Origin of the sequence: Rhodococcus sp. RCBS9, from assembly GCF_029457415.1 — a bacterium.
Lineage (GTDB): Bacteria > Actinomycetota > Actinomycetes > Mycobacteriales > Mycobacteriaceae > Rhodococcus_F > Rhodococcus_F qingshengii.
Genome location: NZ_CP120422.1, coordinates 5,821,531 through 5,848,295, shown reverse-complemented (window position 1 = coordinate 5,848,295; position 26,765 = coordinate 5,821,531). Strand labels below are relative to the sequence as shown.

Here is a 26,765-nt window from a genome sequence, read left to right as displayed (position 1 = left end):
GGTTCGGACTTCGAAGCGACCCTTCGTCGAGGTCGATGACCTTCGGCTGCGCTCTCGCAGGATCGCCACATGGTTTCCACTCGATATCGAGGCGGTGCGATGTTTCTCTTCAATCCCCGAGCCACACTTCCCGGCGCTGATCGTGACAACGCTGATCGTGACAACGCTGTGTGGGGGTGGTCGTGATGGATACCGACAAGAGGATCGACCCGCTGACCGGATCGCGAAGCCTGCCGGCAGGAGCGTTCCCCCTGTCTGCGGTGCAGCGCAGCATGTGGTTTGCGCAGCAACTTCACCCGACGGTCCCGTACTTCATCGCGCAGTACATCGAGGTCCACGGCGATTTGGACATGCAACTGCTCAGTCGCGCCGCGGTGGAGGCTGCCCACGAGTTCGAATCACCGTTTCTACGGTTGATGTACCCGGATGGGGAGCCCTGCCAGATCGTGGACTTCACGATCGACCCGGGCATCGACTACTTCGACTTCCGCGAGCGTGAGAACCCTCGGCAGGCTGCCTCGGAGTGGATGGACAACGATTACGCGACGACGCTCGATCTGACTCGCGATCGTCTCGTCGAGATGACAATTCTTCAAACTGGTGATCGGGATTACCTGTGGTACACCAGGATTCATCACGTCGCTCTCGACGGATACAGCGGTATGACGATCGTCAATCGGATTGCGGCGATCTACACCGCAGCCGTCGAAGGTCGAGAGCCTGCGGTGAACAAGGCGCTCGACGTCACGACGCTGTCCGAGCTCGACCAGAAGTACCGCGAATCGAGCCGATTCGAAGCCGACCGCGAGTACTGGGCCCAGCGTGTGTCGGGCGTCGAACACGGTTCGACGTTGGCCACCCGTGAGGGACCCCCGACTGCACGCAGTGAACTTGTCAGTGCCGCGATGTCGGCGAACAGCCTTGCTGCCTTGGACGAGTGGAATTCACGTTCCGGTGCAACTCCGGCCGCAGTGTTGATTTCGGCACTGGCGTGCTACCTGTCCCGCAGTACCGGCTACGACGACGTGCTGATCAACCTGCCGGTTTCCGCGAGGACGACGGCACCGCTGCAGCGGTCCGGCGGAATGCTGGTCAACGTCGCGCCGCTACACATCCACGTAAACCCGGACGAAAGTGTCGACGATCTGGTCGGGCGCGTGCAACTCGAACTTCTCGGTGCGCTTCGTCATCAGCGATGCAGCCTCGAGGACATCCGGCGTGATGCCGGTCTGACCGTCGGCGACGCGCGTCTGTCCGGCCCGATGATGAATGTGATGCTCTTCCGGCAGGAGATAACCCTCGGGCCACTGACCGGTGAGTATCACATCGTCACGTCGGGTCCGGTCGAGGATCTGCTGGTCAACGTGTACCAGAGCGGCGATCCGGCGCAGACGTTGATCGACTTTCGCGGAAACCCCAATCGCTACGGCCACGACGAACTGGCCGAGCACCACCGGGCGTTCACCGAGTTGGTCGCAGAACTGACAGCAGCACCGGCCGGTACGCCGATGAACCGGATTCATCCGGCAAGTGCCGAGGCAGGGGCGCGCAGTGCACAGCGCAGGGAACTCGAGCGGTTCTGGGCGAGATACCTGGGGGACTCCGACGAGGGCTCCACACTGGACCTCGAGACACTGGGCCTCGAGCGAATCGACGCCGAATCGGAGCCCACCGGTACGAATCGGCTGAGCGTCCCACTCGATCCCGCGGTCGCCGAACTTGCGCGCACGGAAGGCGTCTCCCTCTTTGCCGTTGTCCATGCCGCATTTGCTTCGTTGCTGTCGAGATCGACCGAGCGCCGGGACGTGCTGATCGGAACGAGGACCGAGTGGGGAACTTTGCCCCTGCGCTGCGAGGTCGATCCGGCGGCGCCGTTCGACGAGTTCGTGAGTTCTCTTGCTCGAGAACGCGATACGTTGTCGATTCGATCGGCGGCAGGTGTCCCCGCACTGCCCGAGTTGCACGTCCACCTCAACGACGGCTCGCAGGAGACCACGATTGCCGGCCTCGACGTGGCGATCGACGTCCACGCAGATACCGGCGCCCTCGAGGTTGCGTACTCCACGCAGCACTACGCCGAATCCACGGTCCGAGCCTTCCTCTCGCGACTGGTGCGGATCCTTGCAGGCGCAGCAGCAGCCCCGCGAACGCCGGTCGGAGACCTCGATCTCCTCGACGACTTCGAGCGTGAGTCCCTGGTACCGGCGCGGGGAGCGACCGCGTCCTCCCCGTTGACCCTCCCCGATATTCTCCGCCGGGCCTCGGCTGTGAACCCCGATGCTCCAGCGCTCGTTTTCGGTGATCGTGAGGTGAGCTACCGGGATCTCGACGCCGAGTCGAACACACTCGCCCGTGAACTGATCAACAGGGGAGTCGGCCCCGGCACCTATGTCGCCCTTGCGCTGTCGAGGTCTCTCGAATCGGTGACCGCGACGTGGGCGGTGGCCAAGACCGGCGGTGCCTTCCTCCCGATCGATCCGCACTACCCCGAGGATCGTATTCGGCACATGCTCACCGATTCGGGAGCTGTAGTCGGAATCAGTGTGGGGGAGCACCACGGCGGGCTCGCCGATTCGGTGGATTGGCTGCTCCTCGACGAACTGGACACCTCGCACCATTCCGATGCACCGGTCGTCGACGCCGAGCGGCGTACGCGCCTGAGCTACGACGATCCGGCATACCTCATCTACACGTCCGGCTCCACCGGTGTCCCCAAAGGCGTCGTGGTCAGTCACCGCGGGCTGAGCAGCTTCGCCGACGAAGAACGAGTCAGGTTCGGAGTCGAACCTGGAGACCGCACCCTGCATTTCTCTTCGCCGAGCTTCGACGCTTCGGTCCTCGAACTCCTCCTTGCCTTCGGGGGCGCGGCAACGATGGTGATCGCGCCGCCCACCGTGTACGGCGGCGACGAACTGGCACAGGTGATGCGTATCGGACGGGTCACCCACGCTTTCGTCACCCCGGCCGCGCTGGCAACAGTCGATCCCGCCGGCCTACCGGATCTACGAGTGGTCGTGACCGGCGGCGACGCATGCTCACCCGCGCTGGTGGATCAGTGGTCACACGGACGCTCGATGTTCAACGCGTACGGACCGACCGAAACCACCGTCGTCGCCACTCTGACCGGACCGCTGAGCAGCGATGTTCCTGTCACCATCGGGAAGCCGATGCGCGGAGCCGCAACCGTCCTCCTGGACTCGCGGCTTCAACCGGTGCCGATCGGTGTCGCCGGCGAGCTCTATGTGAGCGGTGTCGGTTTGGCGCGCGGGTACCACGCGCGTGCCACGATTACGGCCGAACGATTTGTTGCCGACCCCAACGGTGTTGCGGGAGAGCGCATGTACCGCACGGGTGACCTCGCGCGGTGGAACGGCGAGGGTGAGCTGGAGTACCTCGGCCGGAGCGACTTCCAGATCAAGATCCGCGGTTTCCGCGTCGAGCTCGGCGAGATCGACGACGTGCTGCGCCGCCACCCGAGCGTCGCACAGGCAGTCACCGCCGGAGTTGCGGGCCCGAGTGGGGAAACACTGTTGGCGGCGTACGTCACGGCGGCTGCGGGCACACACATCGACAACTCCGAGCTGGTCGCCCACGCGAGATCTTCGTTGGCAGCCCACATGGTTCCGGCGCGGATCGTCGTCCTCGACTCCATTCCGTTGACTCCGGCAGGAAAGATCGACAGGAAAGCGTTACCGGACATCGATTCTGTGGGCGGGTCGGCTGAATACCGTGCCCCCGAGACCTCGACCGAGAAGCGAATTTCGGCGGTGTTCTGCGATCTGCTCGGTATCACCCGGGCGGGAGCAGACGACAGTTTCTTCGACCTCGGCGGTGACTCGTTGATCGCGACCCGCGTCGTGTCGCGAGTCAACGGAGCTCTCGGAACGACGCTGAGCGTTCTCGACCTCTTCGAGGCGCCGACCGTCTCCGCTCTGGCAGCACGTGCCGACCTCGCGGACTCGCGGAACACACGTGCCCCGGCACTGACGCGTATCGATCGCCCTGACCGGATACCGGTATCTCTGGCGCAGCAACGAATGTGGCTGACCAATCAACTCGATCCGAGTTCGCCGGCGTACAACATTCCGATCGCGGTTTCGATGACCGGCGATCTCGACGTCGATGCACTGTTCACCGCGCTGCGGGACGTGATCGTTCGACACGAGATCTTACGGACCGTTTTCCCCGAGAGTGCGCGTGGCCCCGTCCAGCACGTTCTCGATGTGGACGAGATGTTCGATCATCTCGAGGTGGAAACGGTGCCTGCCGCAGCGACCTCGGCGCGGGCGAGTGAGCTCGCGCGAGAGGGATTCGACGTCAGCGAATCGGTGCCGATCCGCGCGACTCTGCTCGAGGTGAACGAACGCGAGCACACCTTGGTCCTCGTCGTGCACCACATTGCAGCAGACGGGCTGTCGATGGCGCCGCTGGCTCGTGACGTGATGGTGGCGTACGCCTCGCGGGCGAGCGGACGCGTGCCGGCGTGGCTGCCACTCGAAGTGCAGTACGGCGATTTCAGCGAGTGGCAACGCGGAGCGCTCGGTGAAGCGTCCGACCCGGATTCGATTCTTGCCGAGCAGTTGCGGTTCTGGTCGCACACGCTCACCGAACGCGGTGAGCTCGCGGAACTGCCGATGGATCATCCGCGCCCTGCGGGTGTCTCGCTGCGCGGTGACGATCTCGATTTCCGGATCGACTCCGCGACGTACCGCCGGGTCGGCGAGATCGCGGCGCGCAGCGATGTCAGCGTGTTCATGGTGATCCACGCCGCGCTGGCCGTCCTGCTCAGCCGAGAATCCGGAGCGAACGACATCACGATCGGCACTCCGGTGGCCGGGCGGAGCGAGCGCGCTCTCGACGACGTCGTCGGAATGTTCGTCAACACGGTGGTGCTGAGGACGGTTCTCGAGGGGGGACTCACCTTCGGTGAAGTTCTCACCCGCGTCCGCGACGTCGACGTGGCGGCCTTGCAGCACACCGAAGTGCCGTACGACGTACTCGTCGAATCCCTCGCAGACAACCAGGCGCCGCTGTTCCAGGTGATGCTGGTGATGCAGGGCGCCGCTCCCACCGAGGTCACTTTGCCCGAGCTCGAGGTCACGGTCGACGAACTGTCGACGGGCGCGGCAAAGTTCGATCTTCAGGTCATTCTCACCGACCGCGGCGACCATCTCGACGGCCAGTTGAACTACGCCAGCCAGCTTTTCGACTCGGACACCATGTCCGGCCTCGCTGATCGCTTCACGATGCTCCTCGACGCGGTAGCTGCCTACCCGGAATCCGTCGTCGGCGACGTCGATCTCACAGCTCCGGGCGAGGCGGAACTGGTCCTCGAGCGTTGGAATGCCACCGAACACGCCGTACCGATCACCACCCTCTCGGACCTGGTGGCGGAGCAGGCAGCCCGGACACCCGAGGGGGCCGCGCTGGTCTACGGCGAGCGGACACTGACCTATGCGGAGTTCGACGCGAGGGTCGGTGAACTTGCCAGAACCCTCATCGCCCGCGGGGTCGGCCCGGACATGCGCGTCGCGGTGTCGATTCGACGGTCACCGGAACTACTCGTCGCGGTCCACGCCGTGATCCGTGCCGGTGCGGCATACGTCCCGGTGGATCCCGATCATCCCGCCGAGCGCATCGCGTACGTCTTCGACATCGCGGAACCGATCTGCGTGCTGAGCCGGCCCCAGGACCACGGCGCTCTTCCCGCGCGAGTCCCGATCGTGGACGTCGATCTCGATCGTCAGGTGTCCACGACGGCGCCGATCACCGACGCTGATCGGCTCGGACCCCTCCGCCCGGACAATGCTGCTTACGTGATCTTCACGTCCGGATCGACGGGTCGACCGAAAGGTGTTGCAGTATCACACCGTTCGATCGTCAATCGCCTGCTGTGGATGCAGGACACGTACCCCCTTCACGCGTCGGACGTGGTGCTGCACAAGACCCCGGTGACCTTCGACGTCTCGGTGTGGGAACTGTTCTGGCCCCTGCAGACCGGCGCGCAGTTGGTGATCGCGGAACCGGACGGGCACCGTGATCCCGGGTACCTGTCGGCGTTGATTGCCGAAAAAGGCGTCACGACGGCGCACTTCGTTCCGTCGATGCTCGCGGAATTCGTCGCTGCCGCGACTGCCGGGCAGTGTGCGAGCCTGCGTCAGGTGTTCTGCAGCGGTGAAGCGCTCGCGCCTACCACTGCGGAGGCGTTCACCCGTCTGAGTTCTGCGGGACTGTTCAACCTGTACGGACCCACGGAGGCTGCCGTCGACGTCAGCGCCGCCGAATTCACCCCCGACATGACCGTCACCGTTCCCATCGGTGCGCCCGTGTGGAACACCCAGCTCTATGTCCTCGACGGGCGGCTGCATCCGGTTCCGGTCGGCGTTCACGGCGAGCTGTATCTGGCGGGAGTGCAACTGGCGCGTGGATACCTCGGGCGCAGCGATCTCACCGCCGACAGGTTCGTGGCCGACCCGTACGGCCCGTCTGGCACCCGGATGTACCGAACCGGTGATGTCGTCCGGTGGCGCGCCGACGGGCTGCTCGACTATGTCGGTCGACGCGATTTCCAGGTCAAGATCCGCGGGCAGCGCATCGAACTCGCCGAGGTCGAAGCAGCATTGCTCAGGCTGCCCGGTGTCGCGCAAGCTGCTGCTCTCGTCCATCACGACGACGTGGTCGGTGACAGTTTGGTCGGCTACGTCATCGCCGACACCGGCACTTCGATCGACACGGACGGCCTACGCACCGAGTTGAGAGGTCTCCTTCCGGCCTACATGGTTCCCGCTGTGGTCATCGCCCTCGACGTGTTCCCTCTCGGTTCGACCGGCAAGCTTGATCGGAAGGCTCTGCCCGCGCCCAGCTTCGACAGCTCGCAGACGTATCTGGCGCCGCGAACACCGCTCGAAGCGCAGTTGGCGGCGATCTTCGAGGAGCTTCTGGAATCCGGGGCAGTCGGTGTTCACGACAACTTCTTCGAGATCGGCGGAAACAGCCTCGTCGCTGCACGCGCTGTGGCGCGCGTGAACGATTCGCTGTCGTTGAACTTGTCGATCAGAGAGTTGTTCGACGCGCCGACCGTTGCGCAGTTGGCGGTCGAGTGCGCCACGGCACGAGGGGGACCGGCAGTCCTTCCGCTCGAGGCATTGCCGCGGCCACAGACGATCCCGCTGTCGCTGGCACAAAAGCGCATGTGGTTCGTCAATCAATTCGACGTCACGTCCGCGGCGTACAACGTCGCCATAGCGATCAGGCTGAGAGGCCGGTTGGACGTTGCCGTGTTGGAGGGCGCGATCACCGACGTGCTTACTCGCCACGAATCGCTGCGCACGCTGTTTCCCATGATCGAGGGAGTGCCGGCGCAGGTGATCGTCGAACCCGGTGAAGCGTTGGGCGCGCTGCCGGTTGTCGCCGCAAACGCCGAAGCGGTACTCGGGGAGATCGAACGTCTCACCTCGAGGGGCTTCGACGTCACGCAGGCTCCACCGATCAGGGCGGAACTGATCGAGGTCGACGAAGAAGATCACGTCCTGACCGTGGTCGTCCATCACATCTGCGCCGACGGATTCTCGATGGCACCGTTGGCGTTCGACGTGATGAGCGCGTACTCGGCAAGGCATCGAGGTGAGGCGCCCGACTGGTCTCCTCTTCCGGTCCAGTACGCGGACTTCGCCATCTGGCAGGAAAGGGCTCTCGGTCGGATCGACGAAGCGGACAGCACTCTTGCAGGTCAGCTCGAGTACTGGACACGTCAACTGGCGAGTGTTCCCGAACTTCTTGCGCTCCCCGCAGATCGACCGCGTCCGCGTGTGCAGGATCTCTCGGGCGGCGTCGTTCGATTCGACATCGATGCCGGCATCCACCGCCGTCTGAGCGAAACCGCGATCGAACACCGAAGCAGTATGTTCATGGCGGTACACGCCGCATACGCAGTGCTCGTGGCGAGATTGTCCGGCATGGAAGACATCACGATCGGCTCACCGATCGCCGGGCGCGGAAATGCCCTGCTGGATCCGATGGTCGGTATGTTCGTCGGCACGTTGGTCCTGCGCGCCGACGTCGACCCCGCCGCCTCGTTCACCGATCTGTTGGCCAGAGTTCGCAGCACCGACCTCGACGCCTTCGCTCACGCAGACGTCCCCTTCGAGCGCGTCGTCGATGCGCTGGCTCCGGAGCGGTCGACGTCGCATTCACCGTTGTTCCAGGTGATGCTGGAGTTCAAGAACACCACTCGGCCAGCAGTTCGTCTGACGGATTTGGACGTCGAGGTCCTCGAACTCGAATCCGCCGTCTCGAATTTCGATCTGCAACTCACGCTTGCCGAGACCTTCGACGACGACGGCCGGCCGGCGGGAATCGAGGCCGGGTTCACCTACGCCAGCGCCCTGTTCGACGAGTCGACCGTCGAAGGTTTCGCTCGATACCTGGTTCGGATTCTCGGTGCTGTCACCGAATCACCGCACACGCCGGTCGGCGACATCGATCTCGTGAGTGATCTCGACACGATTCGCGCCGTCGCACCGGAACTTCCCGAGCAGGTTCACTTCTCGACGTTGCTCGAGCGGAAGTACGTCGACGAACCGCAGAGGACTGCACTGATTTTCGGCGACCGCCATCTGACCTACTCCGATCTGGACCGCCGCGCCAACCGGCTTGCACGACTGTTGATCAGCCGCGGGGTCGGTCCGGAATCCGTTGTCGCCCTGGCATTACCACGCTCACTGGAATCCGTGGTCGCGATCTGGGCGGTTGCCCGGTCGGGCGCTGCATTCGTACCCGTCGACCCGGCGTATCCCGTCGACCGCGTGCACCACATGATCAACGACTCGGGAGCGGGCGTCGTTCTCACCACCGCCGAGCATGTGGGTGTCGTCCCCGACGAGGCAGACGCCGTTCTGCTCGATCAGGCAAAGACACTCGCAACCCTCGAACAGATCGGTGATCAGCGGATAGATGCCTCGGAGCTGCTGGCTGCGGTGTCCCTGGACAACCCGGCCTATGTCATCTACACCTCCGGTTCCACCGGCGTCCCCAAAGGCGTCATGGTCACTCACCGTGGGCTTTCGGCACTTGCCGAGCAGGAACGCAGTCGCTTCCGCGTCGAGTCGACCTCGCGCACGCTGCATTTCAGCTCACCGAGCTTCGACGCCTCGATTCTCGAACTCCTGATGGCTGTTGGTGCCGGGGCCACGATGGTCATCGCCCCACCGAGCATCATCGGCGGAACCGAACTGACGAGTCTGATCGCCGACCAGCACGTCACGCACGCCTTCATCACACCAGCCGCACTGGCCACGGTCGATCCGAGCGGACTGAACGAGCTGGTGTGCATCGGAACCGGCGGCGACGTCTGCCCACCCGACCTCGTCGCCGCCTGGGTCAGCGATCACCGGATCATGATCAATGCCTACGGACCAACCGAATCGACGGTCGTCGCCAGCATCACCGAGCCGATGTCCCCGACCGATCGAGTCACGATCGGTCGCCCGTCGACAGGCATCACCGCGTGGGTCCTCGACAATCGCCTGCACCGCGTCCCGGTCGGAGTGACGGGAGAGCTGTACGTCAGCGGCGACGGACTCGCCCGCGGTTACCGAAACCGCGCCGGCACGACCGCCGAACGATTCGTGCCCAATCCCGCGGGCAGTGCGGGCACACGGATGTACCGAACCGGCGACCTCGCCAGGTGGAACAAGAACGGCGAACTCGAGTACCAGGGTCGAGGCGATTTCCAGGTCAAGATTCGCGGATTCCGCATCGAACTCGGCGAGATCGAGGCAGTTCTGGCTCGCTATCCCGGCGTTGCACATTCCGTGGTGACCACGCTCGAACGTGACGGAGGCGCCGCACGGATCGTCGGATACGTCGTGCCTGCCAACGACGCTCAGACTGTGGATCCCGAGGCCGTCATCGCGTTCGCGGGCTCGGCTCTGGCCCCGTACATGGTTCCTGCGGTCGTGGTCGTTCTCGACGAACTGCCGATGACTGCCAACGGAAAGCTCGACCGCCGAGCCCTGCCGGTTCCCGACTTGCGAGCAACCCAGGCACGCTCGCGGGCCGCCGAATCCGATACCGAACGCACGCTGGCCGCCTTGTTCGTCGATGTCCTCGGTGTCGAATCGGTGGGCGTCGACGACTCGTTCTTCTCGATGGGCGGCGATTCGATCATGTCGATTCAGCTCGTCGCCCGTGCCCGCGATGCCGGGCTCGTCTTCACCCCGCGTGACGTCTTCGAGGTGAAATCGGTCGCCGGTCTTGCGGTTTTGCTGGCATCGACCAAGGACGACGAACCCGAGGTGCTCGAGGAACTTCCCGGAGACGGCGTGGGCCACGTGCCGTTGATGCCGGTGGCTCAGTGGTGGCTCGACCGGCTCGGCTCCGATCTCCGAGGTCTCGATTCGTTCTCCCAAGCGACTCTTCTCAACGCGCCGCACGGGCTTCACAGTGTGGAGCAGTTGACCGCGGCTCTTCAAGTTGTTCTCGATCGTCACGACATCCTTCGCGCACGCCTCGAGCTCGACGGCGAGCGCAGGCTTGTTGTCGGCGAGCCGAGATCTGTTGCAGCCGAGAATATTTGCCGGGTGATCGAGGTAGAGGCCGAGCCGGGCACCGCGGTGTTCGACGCGGCGATCGTCGACGCACTGGACGGTGCGCGCCGAGAACTCGACCCCGGCCGGGGCGTGATGGTGCGGGTCGTCTGGTTGTCCGGCGTGCGCAACACTGGCCGGCTGCTCCTGGTGATCCACCACCTCGCCGTCGACGGTGTCTCCTGGCGCGTCCTCGTGCCGGAACTTGCGTCGGCTTTCCACCGCATCGATGCAGGCGAGGAACCGGAGCCGTCGTACTCGGGCACGTCGGTTCGTCGTTGGTCGCATGCGCTCCGCGACATCGCGCCCGATCGAAGAGTCGAATTGCCCCGGTGGCGTTCGATACTCGAAGGTGCCGACCCGCTGATCGGAACCCGGCCGCTGGACCCGCGGCTCGACACGTTCGATTCGGTCGGCCGAGTTGTCGCCGACGTACCCGTCGAACTGTCCGACACAGTCCTGACCACGCTTCCGGCGCTTTTCGGTGGATCAGTCAACGACGGTCTCGTTGCTGCTCTCGCACTGGCACTGACGCAGTGGAGGCAGGCACAGGGCATACGAACCGACAACGTGCTCATCTCGATGGAGGGCCACGGACGCGAAGCTCACGTGGTGCCCGGTGCGGACGTCCTGCACACGGTCGGCTGGTTCACCAGCGTCTTCCCGATGCGGATCGACCTCGCCGGCATCGACATCGCGGAAGTGATGAGCAGCGCCCCAGAGGCAGCGGTGGTGCTCAAGCGTGTCAAGGAAGAACTCTTGGGTGTTCCGGACAGCGGCATCGGCTACGGAGTTCTGCGTTACCTCGACGAGGTGGGTCGAGCGGAACTCGAAGACCTCCGCCAACCGCAGATCTCGTTCAACTATCTGGGCCGTTTCTCCGGCACCGAAGCAGGAGAGTCACTGGGGGACTGGGCACTGGCCCGGGACGTCGATCTGGAAGCGGCAGCGCGGTCCGAGATGCCAGTGGGTTCGGTCCTGGACGTCAACGTCGTCACCACCGAGATCTCGGGCGCACCGCACATCGGTGCCACTATCGCCTATCCCACCGGCGTGCTGGCAGAGCGCGATGCTCGCGCCATCGCCGACCTCTGGGTGCAGGCGTTGCGCGCGCTGGCCACCTATGCCGAACACAGCGAACGCGGGGGACTCACCCCGTCCGACATCGACCTGATCGACCTCGACCAGGATTCCATCGACCACCTCGAGCGCGAGTTCCCGACACTGACCGACGTCTGGTCCCTCTCACCGCTGCAATCCGGACTGCTCTTCCACGCCCGCTACGCCGAACACACAGTCGACGCGTACACCGTCCAACTCGCACTCGAACTCGACGGCGTCGACGCGTCCCGGTTGCACCGTGCCGCACAGGCACTGCTCGACAGACACGAGAACCTACGCGCGGCGTTCACGACCGACACCGGTGGACGATCGGTGCAGGTGATCAACGCAGACGTTGACGTGCCGTGGACCGAGATCGACATCTCTCCGTTGGCCCCCACCGAACAGGCGACCGAGATACGCGAGCTTCTCCATGCGGATCGGGTCCGCGGCTTCGACATGGCCACTCCGCCCCTGCTGCGGTTCCTGCTTCTGCGAACCGGTGACGACGCGTATCGGTTGATCCTGACCAACCACCACATCCTCCTCGACGGATGGTCGATGCCGCTGCTGGTCCGCGACCTACTGACGCTCTACGCGACAGACAGTGATCACAGTGCCATCCCACGCGTACACCCCTACCGGGACTATCTGAGCTGGATCAGCACTCGCGACGACAGCGTGTCGATCGAGGCCTGGGGCGAAGCACTCCGCGGACTCGACGACCCGACGCTGCTCACCGGAACTCACGCCGTCGACGAGGACGGCGCTACCTCACGCTCGACGACCACAGCGCTCGGAGAACGTGAGACGGAACTTCTGCGTGGATTCGTCCGCTCCCGTGGCCTGACGACAGCCTCCTTGATCCAGGTGGCCTGGGGAATCGTGCTCGCCGAACTCCTCGGCCGCGACGACGTCGTCTTCGGTGGAACCGTCTCCGGCCGACCACCCCAGGTGTCCGGCGTCGAGTCGATGGTGGGTTTGTTCATCAACACCGTCCCCGTCCGAGTTCGCCTCGATCCGCGAGAGTCCCTGGCGGCGCTGTGCGTTCGCGTCCAAGCGGAACAGGCGCGGTTGTCCGATCACCATCATGTCGGGCTTTCGCATATCACTTCGGCTGTGGGGTCCGCTGCATCGTTCGACACGCTGACTGTGTTCGAGTCGTATCCCGTCGACCGCGGTGGACTCTCCTCCGGTACCGACATAGCCGGAATGCACGTTCTCGACGTCCACGACGCCGAGGATGCCGCGCACTATCCACTCGCGATCGTTGCCTCTGCGGCAGACGGGCGACTGCGGCTCAAATTCGAGTATTTCCCGGGAGTCCTGGGCGATCACGACATCGACGCGATCGCCGACCGGCTGCTCCGCACCCTCGAGCTGATCACCGCGCAACCGGATCTCCCGCTGGCGAAACTGCGCCTGATGCCGGATTCGCAAGTGCAGCAATTGGTTCCCGCGCGCGGCCGGCAGGGCCGCTCGGTCAGGACACTCGATCGCATCTTTTCGGACACCGCGAGCAGATTCCCCGAACGGGTCGCACTGTCCTGTGGTGAGAGAAAGATGACCTATCGAGAGCTGGACGAGGCGTCGAACCAGTGGGCGCGCGTGCTCATCTCGGAAGGCGCCGGCCCGGACTCACGGGTGGCGATCTGTGTGGAACGCTCCTTCGAATCCGTCGCAGCGGTCTGGGCGATCACCAAGACCGGCGCCGCCTTCGTGCCGATCGATCCTCGCTACCCGAGTGACCGGATCTCGTTCATGCTCGAGGACTCGGCATCCTCGCTCGGATTGACCACGGCCGCCCACAGACCCGGCGACGGCGGTGTGACGAAGTGGCTCGAACTCGACGACCCGACGAGCATCGCTCGGCTCTCCGGAGTATCCGCGGCGCCGCTACGCGAGGACGAGCGCCGGGGAACCCCGCGGTTGGAGAACACCGCCTACCTCATCTACACCTCGGGCTCGACCGGCCGACCCAAGGGCGTCGTCGTCACGCACACCGGTCTCGAGAACTTCGCCGACGAACAGCGTCATCGCTACGGTCTCACCGAGAATTCACGCGCACTGCATTTCGCCTCTCCGAGCTTCGACGCCTCCGTTCTCGAGTACCTGCTCGCCTTCGCCGTCGGCGGCGAACTGGTCGTAGCTCCCACCACCGTCTACGGAGGAACCGAACTGGCCGACGTTCTCCGCGAGGGACATGTCACCCACGCGTTCATCACGCCTGCAGCGCTGACGTCGGTGGATCCCGAGGGAATCGACGAACTGACCACCATCACGGTGGGCGGCGAGGCGCCCTCGGCGGACCTGGTGCGCACCTGGGCGCCGGGAAGATCGTTCGTCAACGTCTACGGACCCACCGAAACCACCATCTCCTGCAACCTCAGCGACCCCATCCCGGCCGGCGAGAAGGTCTATCTCGGACCGCCGAACCGCGGATTCAGCGAGGTCGTCCTCGATCGCAGACTTCAACCGGTGTCCGTCGGAGTTCCCGGCGAACTGTATGTCGCCGGAGTCGGACTCGCGCGCGGCTATCACGGGCGCTCACCACTGACGAGCGAACGATTTGTCGCCAACCCGTACGGCGAGCCGGGGGAGCGGATGTACCGCACGGGCGACGTGGTGCGCTGGCGCAGCGACCGCACCATCGAGTACCTCGGACGCAGCGACTTCCAGGTCAAGATCCGCGGCTTCCGTATCGAACTCGGCGAGGTCGACACGGCGTTGGGTCAGCTGCCCGGCGTGGAGTACGCGGTCACGTTGGCGGTGCGCGGACCCTCCGACGAGCAGGCCTTGGCGGCATATGTCGTCTGCGACGACGAACGCCGGGTGAGCGCCGAGGACATCCGGGCGGCGGCACGGGAGCTACTGCCGGCACACATGGTGCCCGCAAGCGTCGTCGTGCTCGACGAACTACCGCTGACCGGCGTCGGCAAGGTCGATCGGGCTGCTCTTCCGGCGCCTCGTTTCGACACCGATGCCGAGACACTCACTGCACCGGCCACCGAGTTGGAACGGCTGGTGGTGGGCGTTTTCGAGGACGTGCTCGGAGTGTCTCCGATCGGTATCGACACTCACTTCTTCGACGTCGGCGGAAACTCACTGACCGCGACCCGCGTCATCGCCCGCGTCAACGCACTTCTCGGCACCGACATCGGCGTTCGAGGACTGTTCGAGTCTCCGACAGTTCGGCAGCTCTCGCGTCTGGCGGAGAGCGTCGGCCGCGGAGAGAACCCCAGACCACCGTTGACTCGGCGATCCCGCCCGGACCCACTGCCCGTGTCACTGGCACAGAAGCGGATGTGGTTCCTCAACCAGTTCGACGTGACGTCCCCCGCCTACAACGTTCCCCTGGCAGTGCGCCTCGACGGCGATCTGGACTTCGCCGCATTGCAGGCCGCGGTAGCGGACGTACTGGGGCGCCACGAGAGCTTGCGGACGAAGTTCCCCTCGATCGACGGACAGCCGGTTCAGCAGGTGATGTCCAGCGACGAGGTCATGCCGATCCTGGAGCCGGAAATCGTCACTGCTGCCAGAGTGTCCGATCGAATCCTCGAGCTGGCCTCGGCAGGCTTCGACGCCTCGGCCGAAGTTCCGATCCGCTGCGCGGTCCTGCGCGTCGACGGGGACGAGCGCAGGCACGTACTCGTGATCGTCGTCCACCACATCGTCGCCGACGGGTTCTCGATGAACCCCCTCGCAGCGGACGTGGCAGCGGCTTACGCGGCCCGCAGTGCCGGCAGTGCGCCGAACTGGTCGGAACTGGCCGTGCAGTACGGCGACTTCGCTGTGTGGCAGCACGAAGTGCTCGGCTCCGAGGAAGATCCGGACTCGGCTCTGACCCGTCAGCTCGATTACTGGAAGGACCGACTCGCGGGACTGGGCGAGCCGATCGCGTTGCCGACGTCGTTCCCACGTCCGGCAAAGCCGTCCATGGTCGGCTCGGTCCACCGGTTCGTGGTATCGCCGCAGACCCATCGGGCGCTGACCGACCTGGCACGTGAGCACGGCACCACCATGTTCATGCTCATGCACGCAGCACTGGCGGTACTTGCGGCGCGCCTGGCCGGTACCGAGGACATCGCCATCGGGACACCCGTCGCCGGCCGCGGCGAGGCCGAACTCGATCACCTGGTCGGTATGTTCGTCAACACTCTCGTGCTGCGAACACAGATCACGCCCGACGCGTCGTTCGAGGACGTCCTCGCCCAGGTTCGCGAAGGCGACCTCGGCGCGTTCCAGCACACCGATTTGCCCTTCGAAAGGTTGGTCGACGCACTCGACCCGGAACGCTCGACTTCGCACACTCCGTTGTTCCAGATCCTCATCGAGTTCCGCAACAATGCACTCCCACAACTCGAATTGCCGGGGCTGTCGGTCTCGGGAGTCGAGTTCGACCTACCCGTCGCCAAGTTCGATCTGCAACTCTCGGTCACCGAGCGTTACGACGCGGATGGCGGAACGGATGGCATCGACGCCGAATTCATCTACGCCACAGACCTGTTCGACGGTGACTTGATCGATTCGTTCTCACGCAGACTGCTCACCATCCTCGAGGCGGTCTCCCGAGAGCCGTCGACTCCTACCGGTGACATCGACGTCGTGAGCGCCGACGAGCGTCGACAGATGCTGACCGAGTGGAACACTCACGCCGAACCGGCTCCAGCGGACAACATCGCGGACCGATTCTTCGAGGCTGTTGCAGCACATCCGTCGTCGACCGCGGTCAACGACAGCGACGGCGCCATGACGTACGCCGAACTGGACGGGCGCGCTAACCGCCTGGCGCGGCTCCTGATCGGCCGCGGTATCGGTCCGGAATCCGTGGTGGCTGTTGCAATGCCCAGAACCACCGATCTCGTGCTGGCCCTCGTCGCCGTCATCAAAACCGGAGCGGCATACCTGCCGGTCGACATCACCTACCCGGCCGAGCGCATGCGGTTCCTCTTCGACGACGCGCGGCCGGTATGCCTGGTCACGACCGGAGACTTCCGAAGCGACCTACCTTCGGAGATCATCGAATCCGGCATAGACGTCGTCGAACTCGGATCGCCGGAGATCGCGGTACGCCTCGATCACTCCGCGCCCCATCGCATCACCGACGCGGACCGGACGACACCACTTCTGCCCGACGCGATCGCGTACATCATCTACACCTCCGGATCCACAGGGCGCCCCAAAGGTGTCCAGGTCAGCCACCGCAACGTGCTGACTCTGATGGACAACACCGCCCCGACGTTCGGGTTCGACGACACGGACGTGTGGACCATGTTCCACTCGTACGCATTCGACTTCTCCGTCTGGGAGCTGTGGGGGCCGCTGCTACACGGGGGCCGGCTGGTCGTCGTCGACTACTACACGACCAGATCACCGGACATGTTCCACGAACTGCTCCGCAGGGAGCGAGTGACGGTGCTGAACCAAACACCCACCGCCTTCTACCAACTCGCCGAAGCCGACCGTGCGTACTCACCGAACGGCACGGATCCCGACCTTGCACTGCGCTACGTCGTCTTCGGTGGCGAAGCGCTCGACCTCGGGCAGTTACGCAAGTGGTACGACAGGCGGGCCGACACGGCTCCGACGTTGGTCAACATGTACGGGATCACCGAGACGACAGTGCACGTCAGTCGAATCGCACTCGACCGCAACGACAGCGAGCACGCGTCGGCGAGCATCATCGGGCGAGCAGTACCGGGATTGTCCGTCTACGTACTCGATCGGCGACTGAACTTGGTACCACCAGGTGTCGTCGGCGAAATGTACGTCGCCGGTGATCAGGTGACTCGGGGATACCTCGGGAAACCCGCATTGACTTCGGTGCGGTTCCTTCCCGATCCATTCGGTAGTTCGGGGGATCGAATGTATCGGAGCGGGGACCTGGCGAGGTGGAACGACGCGGGGCAGTTGGAGTACGTGGGCCGCAGTGATTTCCAGGTGAAGGTGCGTGGTTTCCGCATCGAACTCGGCGAGATCGAAGCCGCAATGCTCCGCTGCCCCGGCGTCGCTGCCTCGGTAGCACTTGTTCGAACGGAGGGAGCGTCACCGCGGATCGTCGGGTACGTGGTCGCCGAAACAGGCAGTACCGTCGATTCAGCGACGGTGACCGACTTCGTCGCCGCCGAACTCGCGGAGTACATGGTGCCCACCGCCATCGTCGTCCTCGAATCGCTTCCACTGACGGTCAACGGAAAGCTCGACCGACGCAGCCTCCCGGCTCCGGACTTCACCGTCACGGGAACAACCGAGGCGACGCGGGCGCCGGCCACCGCTACCGAAGCGGTCCTCGCGGACCTCTTCGCGGAGGTGCTGGGTCGGGGCAGTATCGGAGTGGACGATTCCTTCTTCGGTCTCGGCGGCGATTCGATCATGTCGATCCAACTCGTCTCACGGGCGAAGTCCGCAGGCCTCGTCTTCACTCCGCGGGACGTCTTCGAAGCGAAGACCGTGGCCGGCCTCACCAAAGTGCTCCTCATCGAATCATCGGAAACGGCACCGATTCTCACGGAGCTACCCGGCGGGGGAGCCGGCCCGCTACCGCTCACGCCGATCATGGAGTGGCTCGTCGAACGCAGTCGCGGTGACCTGAGCACGATCCGCAGTTACAGCCAGAGCGCGCTGATCGCACTGCCCGCGGATGTCTCCGGCCCCGCGCTGGAACGAGCATTGCAAACGATCCTCGATCGTCACGACGTGCTGCGGGCGCGCCTGGACGCCGCGACTCACCAACTCGAGATCCGCGAGCCAGGGAGCATCACCGCCCCCGACATCCTGCGCCGAACCTCCATCGTGTCCACCAGCGGCGAAGAATTCGTCGCCGCTGCGGAAACCGCGATGCAGGACGCATCCAGCCGCCTCGATCCCGAACACGGGAAGATGATCAGCGCAGTCTGGTTGGATCCCGTCAGCTCGAACGGCAACCGGGCCGAAGCCGGACGGTTGCTCCTGGTCCTTCATCACCTCGCGGTCGACGGTGTGTCCTGGCGCATGCTCGTCCCGGGCCTGGTCACTGCTTATGCCTCGGCGTTCGACGGAGAAACACCCATACTTCCGCCGGGCGGAACGTCGATACGTCGCTGGGCGACAGCGCTCGCCGAGACCGCTGCGCAGCGACGCGACGAGATCGACCTGTGGTCGAGAATGCGGACCGACGAGCCATTGCTCGGGGCACGCGGGCTCGACCCAGCCGTCGATGTCGGAGCCACCGTCGACCGCGTCAGCGTCGACGTTCCGACCTCCGTGACCGAGAACGTCATCTCGACGGTGCCTCAGCATTTCGGAGGCTCGGTGAACGACGGACTGCTCGCTGCTCTCGCGATTGCCGTCACCGCCTGGCGTCGATCGCGCGGACAGCGCAGCGGGGACGTGCTCGTCAACCTCGAAGGGCACGGCCGCGAGGAGAACGCCGTACCGGGCGCCGACCTCTCGCGCACGGTCGGCTGGTTCACCACCTTGTTCCCCGTCCGGATCGATCTCACCGGACTCGATGTCGTCGATGCACTGGCCGGGGGATCAACCGCCGCCTCCGCCGTGAAACTCGTCAAGGAAACGCTGCTCGGCCTGCCCGACAACGGAATCGGGTTCGGCATCCTGAAGTACCTCGATCGAAACGAGGAACTTCGTGAGCTGCCCACGCCGCAGATCTCGTTCAACTACCTCGGACGATTTGCCGGCTCGGATCCCGAGCACGGCGAAGTGCCGTGGCTGCCGATCTCGGAAGTGACCCTCGACGAAGCGCACAGCGGCGAATTGGCCGCCGCGTCGGTGCTCGACATCAACGCCGTCACGACCGATACCGCACACGGTCCGATTCTGCGCGCTACGTGGTCCTTCCCCCGCGGCATTCTCAGCGAGGCCGAAGTCACCGAACTGGCGGAGCTCTGGGCCCGAGCACTGGGCGCACTGAGTGAATACGTGGAGGAACACTCCGAGCGCGAGCTCACGCCCACCGATCTCGATCTCGTCACCGCGGATCAACAGAGCATCGAACAGCTCGAGCGCAGATTCCCCGACCTGACCGACATCTGGTCACTGTCACCTCTGCAGTCGGGCATGCTCTTCCACGCCCAGTTCGACGAAACCGAAATCGACCCGTACATGGTGCAACTGACCCTCGAGCTCGGGGGTCGGGTGGAGGCGCCGCGCCTGCGCCGCGCCGCGCAGGCCTTGGTTGATCGTCATCCGAGCCTGCGCGCGGGATTTGTCTCCGCACCGGGAGGGCGGGCACTGCAGGTGATCCGTTCCGGTGTCGACATCGGCTGGGCCGAGATCGACCTGTCCGGAGCCGAAGACAGCGAAGTCGCGTTCGGTCAGCTGCTCGAACGCGATCGCGCTCATCGTTTCGACATGGAAACAGCCCCGTTGATCCGCTTCATGCTCGTGCGAATCGGACCGGACAAAGCACGCCTCGTCGTGACGAACCACCACATCCTGCTCGACGGCTGGTCCACCCCGCTGTTGCTTCGAGACCTGCTCACTCTCTACGCAACCGACGGTGACCCCGAGATTCTGCCCCGAGTTCAGTCGTATCGCGACTATCTCTCCTGGATCTCGAAGCAAGAACCCGAGACTTCGCTACGGGCGTGGCAAGAAGCGCTACGGGGCGTCGACACGTCCACCCACCTCTCGAGGGCAGACACCGCCGCCGAAACCGTGGCAAGTGAAATCCACTCGTACTCGCTGCCGACAGAACGAACCGAGACTCTTCGAGCGTTCGCGCGAAGCCGCGGCCTGACCATGGCGACCCTGGTACAGGTGGCATGGGGAATCGTGCTCGCCGAACTTCTCGGACGCGACGACGTCGTCTTCGGCGGAACGGTCTCAGGACGCCCACCACAGGTGCCCGGCGTGGAATCGATAGTCGGCCTGTTCATCAACACGGTGCCTGTCCGAGTCCGCCTCGACGCCCGAGAAACCCTCGCCGAAATGGCCATTCGCGTCCAATCCGAGCAAGCGTCATTGCTCGACCACCACCACATCGGACTGTCGGACATCGCCGGAGCAGTCGGCGCCGCCGGCTCCTTCGACACCCTGACGGTATTCGAGTCGTATCCCGTCGACGAGACAGCCCTGACCGCCGAAACCGACATCGCGGGAATGCACGTTCTCGGCATCGACGGACGCGACTCGGCGCACTATCCGATTGCCGTGGTGGCGTCCGAAAGTGACACGCTGAATCTGAAGATGGAGTACTTGCCGACGCACTTCTCCGCCCGCGAAGTCGCCAAGATCACCGAGCGCGTGGGCATCGTCCTCGGGCAACTCGCCTCGGCACCGGATCAGCCGCTGGCCCGTCTGCAGGTTCTCACGGAGTTCGAGAGCCGTGATCTTGCGCCGGTCTTCGGCTCCCCGGGGCGCTCCGCGCGAACGCTCCCAGAGATTCTCGCCGACGTCTCTGCCACCTATCCCGACCGCATCGCGCTCTCGGCCGGCAGCCGTTCCATGACCTACGCCGAACTGGACCGGCGCTCGAACCAGTTGGCCAGAGCCATGATTCGCCGCGGCGCCGGGCCCGAGACGTCGGTTGCCATCGGCATCGAAAGGTCCGTCGAATCCGTACTCGCGGTGTGGGCGGTGGCCAAGACCGGCGCAGCGTTCGTCCCCGTCGACCCCACCTATCCGGCTGACCGAATCGAACACATGCTCAGCGACTCCGAGGTGCTGTTCGGGTTGACCGTCGTCGACGCCATCGACACACTTCCACCCATCGTGTCCTGGTTGGTGCTCGGAGAAGAGGCATTCGACGACGACGTCGCCACCAGTTGCACGCTGCCGATCACCCAGGACGAACGGCGTGCACCGGTGGTCATGGACAACGCCGCCTACGTGGTCTACACCTCGGGATCCACCGGCCGACCCAAGGGAGTTGTCGTCACCCACACCGGACTCGACAGCTTCGCACTCGACCAGCAGCGTCGATTCCACGCAGATCACCACTCTCGAACCCTGCACTTCGCCACCCCCAGCTTCGACGGAGCCGTCTTCGAGTACCTGCAGGCATTCGGTGTCGGAGCAACCATGGTGATCGTCCCGACCGACATCTACGGCGGCGCCGAACTGGCAAGTCTCATCCGCCGCGAACACGTCACTCACGCGTTCGTCACCACGGCAGCACTCGCCACCGTCGACCCGGCCGGCCTGGACGAGTTCCGGCACGTCGTCGTCGGGGGAGAGACACTACCGCCGCATCTCGTCGGCCTCTGGGCTCCCGGACGAGAATTCGTCAACGCCTACGGCCCGACCGAGACAACCGTCATGGCAGACATCAGCGAACCCATGACAGTGGGCGCACCCATCACGATCGGTGGACCGATCCGCGGCGTGCACGAGATGATCCTCGATTCGCGCCTGCAACCCGTACCCGTCGGAGCTCCCGGTGAGCTGTACATCGCCGGCATCGGCCTGGCTCGCGGATACCACCGGCGTCCCGGCCTGACCAGCGAGCGATTTGTCGCCGACCCCTTCGGCAAGCCAGGCGACCGGATGTACCGCACGGGCGACATCGTCTCCTGGCGAAGCGATCACACCATCGAATACGTCGGGCGTAGCGACTTCCAGGTCAAGATTCGCGGATTCCGCATCGAGCTCGGCGAGGTCGACGCCCAGATCACCGCAATGGCGAGTGTCACGAATTGCTTGACACTCGGCGTCGACGGACCGGCCGGCGCCACAGTTTTAGCGTCCTACCTCACCGTCGAGGAAGGATCGACGCTGACCGGGGCAGAGATCACCGCGCACCTCGCCGGACGTGTTCCCTCGCACATGGTTCCGGCCAGCATCATGATCGTCGACGAGCTACCGCGCACCGCGGTCGGCAAGCTCGATCGAAAAGCGTTGCCGACGCCGGAGTTCACCGGAACCGGTGTGGAATTCCGGGCGCCCGGCACCAGCCTCGAACGTCGGATCGCCGATGCGTTCATCGACGTACTCGGCGTCGAACGGGTCGGCGTCGACGACAATTTCTTCGAGCTCGGCGGCAACTCGCTGATCGCCACTCGCGTGGTCTCGCGGCTCAACTCCGCACTGAACATCGACGTCGGGGTGCGCGTGCTGTTCGAGGCACCGACGACGGCTCAGCTCGCCGAACGGCTCTCCAGCGCTGTCACTGCCGTCGGCACTGTGCCGCTCACTCCCATGGAGCGCAATGGCAGCGTCCCGCTCTCGTTGGCGCAGAAGCGCATGTGGTTCCTGAACCAATTCGACACACGCTCAGCCGCGTACAACATCCCACTAGCTGTTCGCCTCACCGGTGACCTCGACGTCACGGCCATGCAACAGGCCATCGCCGACGTCGTCGAGCGGCACGAAACACTGCGGACGGTGTTCCCCGCCGTCGGCGGCGATCCGATTCAGCAAGTGCTCACCGTCGACGAGGCAGTACCGCCGGTCCGTGAAATGACGTTGGGGGAGGACGAACTCGCAGAGCGCATGCAACGACTCGCCACGACCGGCTTCGACGTGTCGGTGGACCTGCCGCTGCGCGTGGCACTGTTCCGACTCGACACCGCTGAACCCGTTCACATTCTGTTTGTCGTGGTCCATCACATCTGCGCCGACGGTTCGTCGATGGCGCCGCTCGCACGCGACGTGATGACGGCCTACCTGGCGCGTACGGCAGGGATCGAGCCCACGTGGGCGCCGCTCGAGGTGCAGTACGCAGACTTCACGTTGTGGCAGCATCGCGTCCTCGGATCGGAAGACGACCCGGAATCCGTCATCAGTCGCCAATTGCACTACTGGAGTGAGCAACTCGCCGGACTCGACGACGTCATCGCACTGCCCGCCGACCACCCGCGACCCGTGCAACAGACCTTCCACGGTGACCGATTCACCTTCGACATCGACGCGAACACCCACCGCGCCCTCGCGGACCTCACCAGGGCAAACGGTGTCACGATGTTCATGGCGCTGCACGGCGCGCTCGCAGTGCTGATGTCCAAGTTGTCGGGCGCCGACGAAGTCACCATCGGCACACCGATCGCCGGCCGAGGTCAGGCAGCGCTCGACCATCTCGTCGGAATGTTCGTCAACACACTGGTCCTGCGAACCAGCGTCGATCCCGACATCACGTTTGCCGACCTGTTGGAGCACGTCCGGGAAATCGACCTGGCCGCATTCCAGAACTCGGACCTGCCATTCGAACGGCTCGTCGACGTCATCAACCCAACCAGATCCACGTCGTACTCACCGTTGTTCCAGGTCGCCCTCGAACTTCAGAACAACGAACCCGCACATTTCCACCTACCCGGCCTCGACATCGACGGACTGACCGTGGAAACCAAATTCGCGAAGGAGGACCTGGAGCTGATCGTCGACGAGAAGTTCGACGAGTTCGGCATCCCGGCTGGGATGTCCGCAGCCTTCGACTTCGCAACCGATCTCTTCGAACCCGCCACCATTCGTCGGTTTGCCGACCGACTGCGCCTGATCCTGGACGCTGTCGGACGCGAACCCGCAACACGTATCGCCGACATCGGCATCCTCGGCGCCGATGAAACAGCTGCCCTGGTGCCGGCATCCGGTGCCGCCGCGACTCGAGCGCGGGTGTGGCCGGAGATCCTCGCCGAAGCAGTCGCCTCGAACCCGGATGCCCCAGCCCTCTCGAGTCGCGAGAGGTCGATGACCTACCGCGACCTCGACGAGGAATCGACGAAGCTGGCGCGCGCGCTGTGTCGGCGCGGCGTCGGTCCCGAAGATTTTGTGGCGCTGGGTCTGCCGCGGTCCACTGCGGAGATCGTCGCGATCTGGGCGGTCACGAAAACCGGTGCAGCGTTCTTGCCGGTCGACCCGAACTATCCCGACGATCGCATCAACCACATGCTCGACGATTCGCGGGCCGTACTCGGCATCACCGACGACGCTCACCGCAGTCAACTTCCCGACACGGTCGAGTGGATGGTCCTCGATGAAGCCGAGACCGTCGACGAGATCGACGCCCAGAGCGCAGCCGCGATCACCGATCGCGACCGCACGATCCCCTTGCATCACGGGCATCCCGCGTACCTGATCTACACCTCGGGTTCAACCGGGAAGCCGAAGGGCGTCATCGTCACCCACCTCGGGTTGTCAAACCTCAACGCCGAGGAACATCAGAGATTCAACGTCCAGCCCTATTCGCGGATCTCTCACCTGGCATCACCGAGCTTCGACGCCTCGGTCTTCGAACTCATGATGGCGTTCGGCAGCGGAGCGTGCCTGGTCGTCATCCCACCGACGGTCTTCGGCGGATCCGAGTTGGCCGAAATCTTTGCCGACGAACACGTCTCACACGCGTTCATCACTCCGACCGCGCTCAGCTCGATCGAAAGCTCCGCGCTACCCGAACTCCGCGTACTCGCAGTCGGTGGCGAGGCCTGCCCACCCGAACTCGTGGACATCTGGGGCCGCGACCGTCGCATGTTCAACGGATACGGACCCACCGAATCCACCATCCAGGCCAGCGTCAGTGAACCCATGCGGCCGGGCAAGGACATCAACATCGGACGACCGGCCATCGGCTTTGCCGGACTGGTCCTCGACGGGCACCTCAAGCCCGTGCCGGTGGGAGTCATCGGGGAGCTGTACGTGACCGGCCCCGGACTCGCCCGGGGATACCACAATCGTCCCGACCTAACCGCCGACCGATTTGTCGCCGATCCGTTCGGCGAACCAGGCCAGCGGATGTACCGCACGGGCGACCTGGTGCGCTGGCGCTCCGACAGCACCCTCGAATACCTGGGCCGCAGCGACTTCCAGATCAAAGTCCGCGGATTCCGCATCGAGCTCGGCGAAATCGACTCTGTCCTGATGGCACACCCATCCGTCTACTTCGCCGCCACACTCGGGCACGAAGCGCCGTCGGGGGAGACGATGATCGCCTCCTACATCCAGCCCGTGGAAGGACAGACCGTCGACGACTGGGAGCTTCGCCGCCATCTGTCTTCTCGCCTGCCCGCGCACATGGTTCCCGGCGCGATCGTCGTCGTCGACCGCATTCCGGTGACACCGGTCGGCAAGCTGGACCGCAAGGCACTGCCGACCCCGAGCTTCGAGCGACGCACGGTCCCGTACGCACCGCCGACAAACAACACCGAACGAACGGTCGTCGACATCTTCGAGACCGTGCTCGGGCACGAGCACATCGGCGTCGACGACGACTTCTTCGAACTGGGCGGAACGTCGATCGTGGCCACTCGAATCACCATCGAACTCGAGAAGCGTCTCGGGATGCGAGTGCCGTTGCAATCGCTTTTCCTGGATCCGACACCTGCCGGAGTCGCCCGGGCTGCCGACGGAATGGACGCACACTCGCCGGACGATTCGTCGGATCTTCTCGCCCCGATGATCACGCTGCGCGCCGGATCCGATCGTGCACCACTGTTCTTCGTCCATCCGGGTATCGGATTGTCCTGGGGTTACGCAGAATTCGTCAAGCATCTCGAGCTGGATCAACCCGTCTACGGTCTTCAGCTACCGTCCCTGAGCGGCGGGCCCAGCTTCGACTCGCTGACCGAACTCGCCGACGACTACGCGAATCGCATTGCAGCCGTGGCATCGACCGGCCCGATCCATCTGGCCGGCTGGTCGCTCGGCGGCGTGATCGCACACGCCGTGGCACACAGCCTCACTCGGAGCGGACGTGACGTGACTCTGTCGATACTCGACAGCTATCCGTCGTCGGATTCCGATCAGCCCGCAGAACTCTCGGTCTCCGAACTACTGGCCGGGCTCGCGATGCCGGCGGGATCCAAGACGGTCGAGACCTTCGAAGAAGCGGCGGAATTGCTGGAGCAGACCCTGGGTGCCGGAATCGGAATCGAAGCGGAGCATCTGGCGCGGATCAGTCGCGGTTACTCCCACTCCGTCGAATTGACGAATCGGCACCAACCGCCTGTCCACGTTGGAGCCATCGAGTTCTTCGTAGCCGGAAGATCTACGGAGAACGGACACGATGTCGCCGAATGGCGAAGGTTTGTAGAAGGGGACATCCGAGTCACCGAAGTCGATTGCGAACACAACCAGATGATCGAACCGGGTCCGGCGGCAACCATAGCTGTACGATTGCGAGAAGTTATCGCTCAGTGGGGTGTCTGAACC

The 26,765-nt window shown here is 64.5% G+C and carries 1 protein-coding gene; it reads left to right on the top strand.

Annotated elements, in window-relative coordinates; translation table 11 throughout:
• Positions 1-185: 185 nt before the first annotated feature.
• Positions 186-26,762, top strand: coding sequence for a non-ribosomal peptide synthase/polyketide synthase (locus tag P0M12_RS27325; protein ID WP_277377117.1), 26,577 nt, complete (start codon positions 186-188; stop codon positions 26,760-26,762).
• The last annotated feature ends 3 nt before the right edge of the window (positions 26,763-26,765 follow it).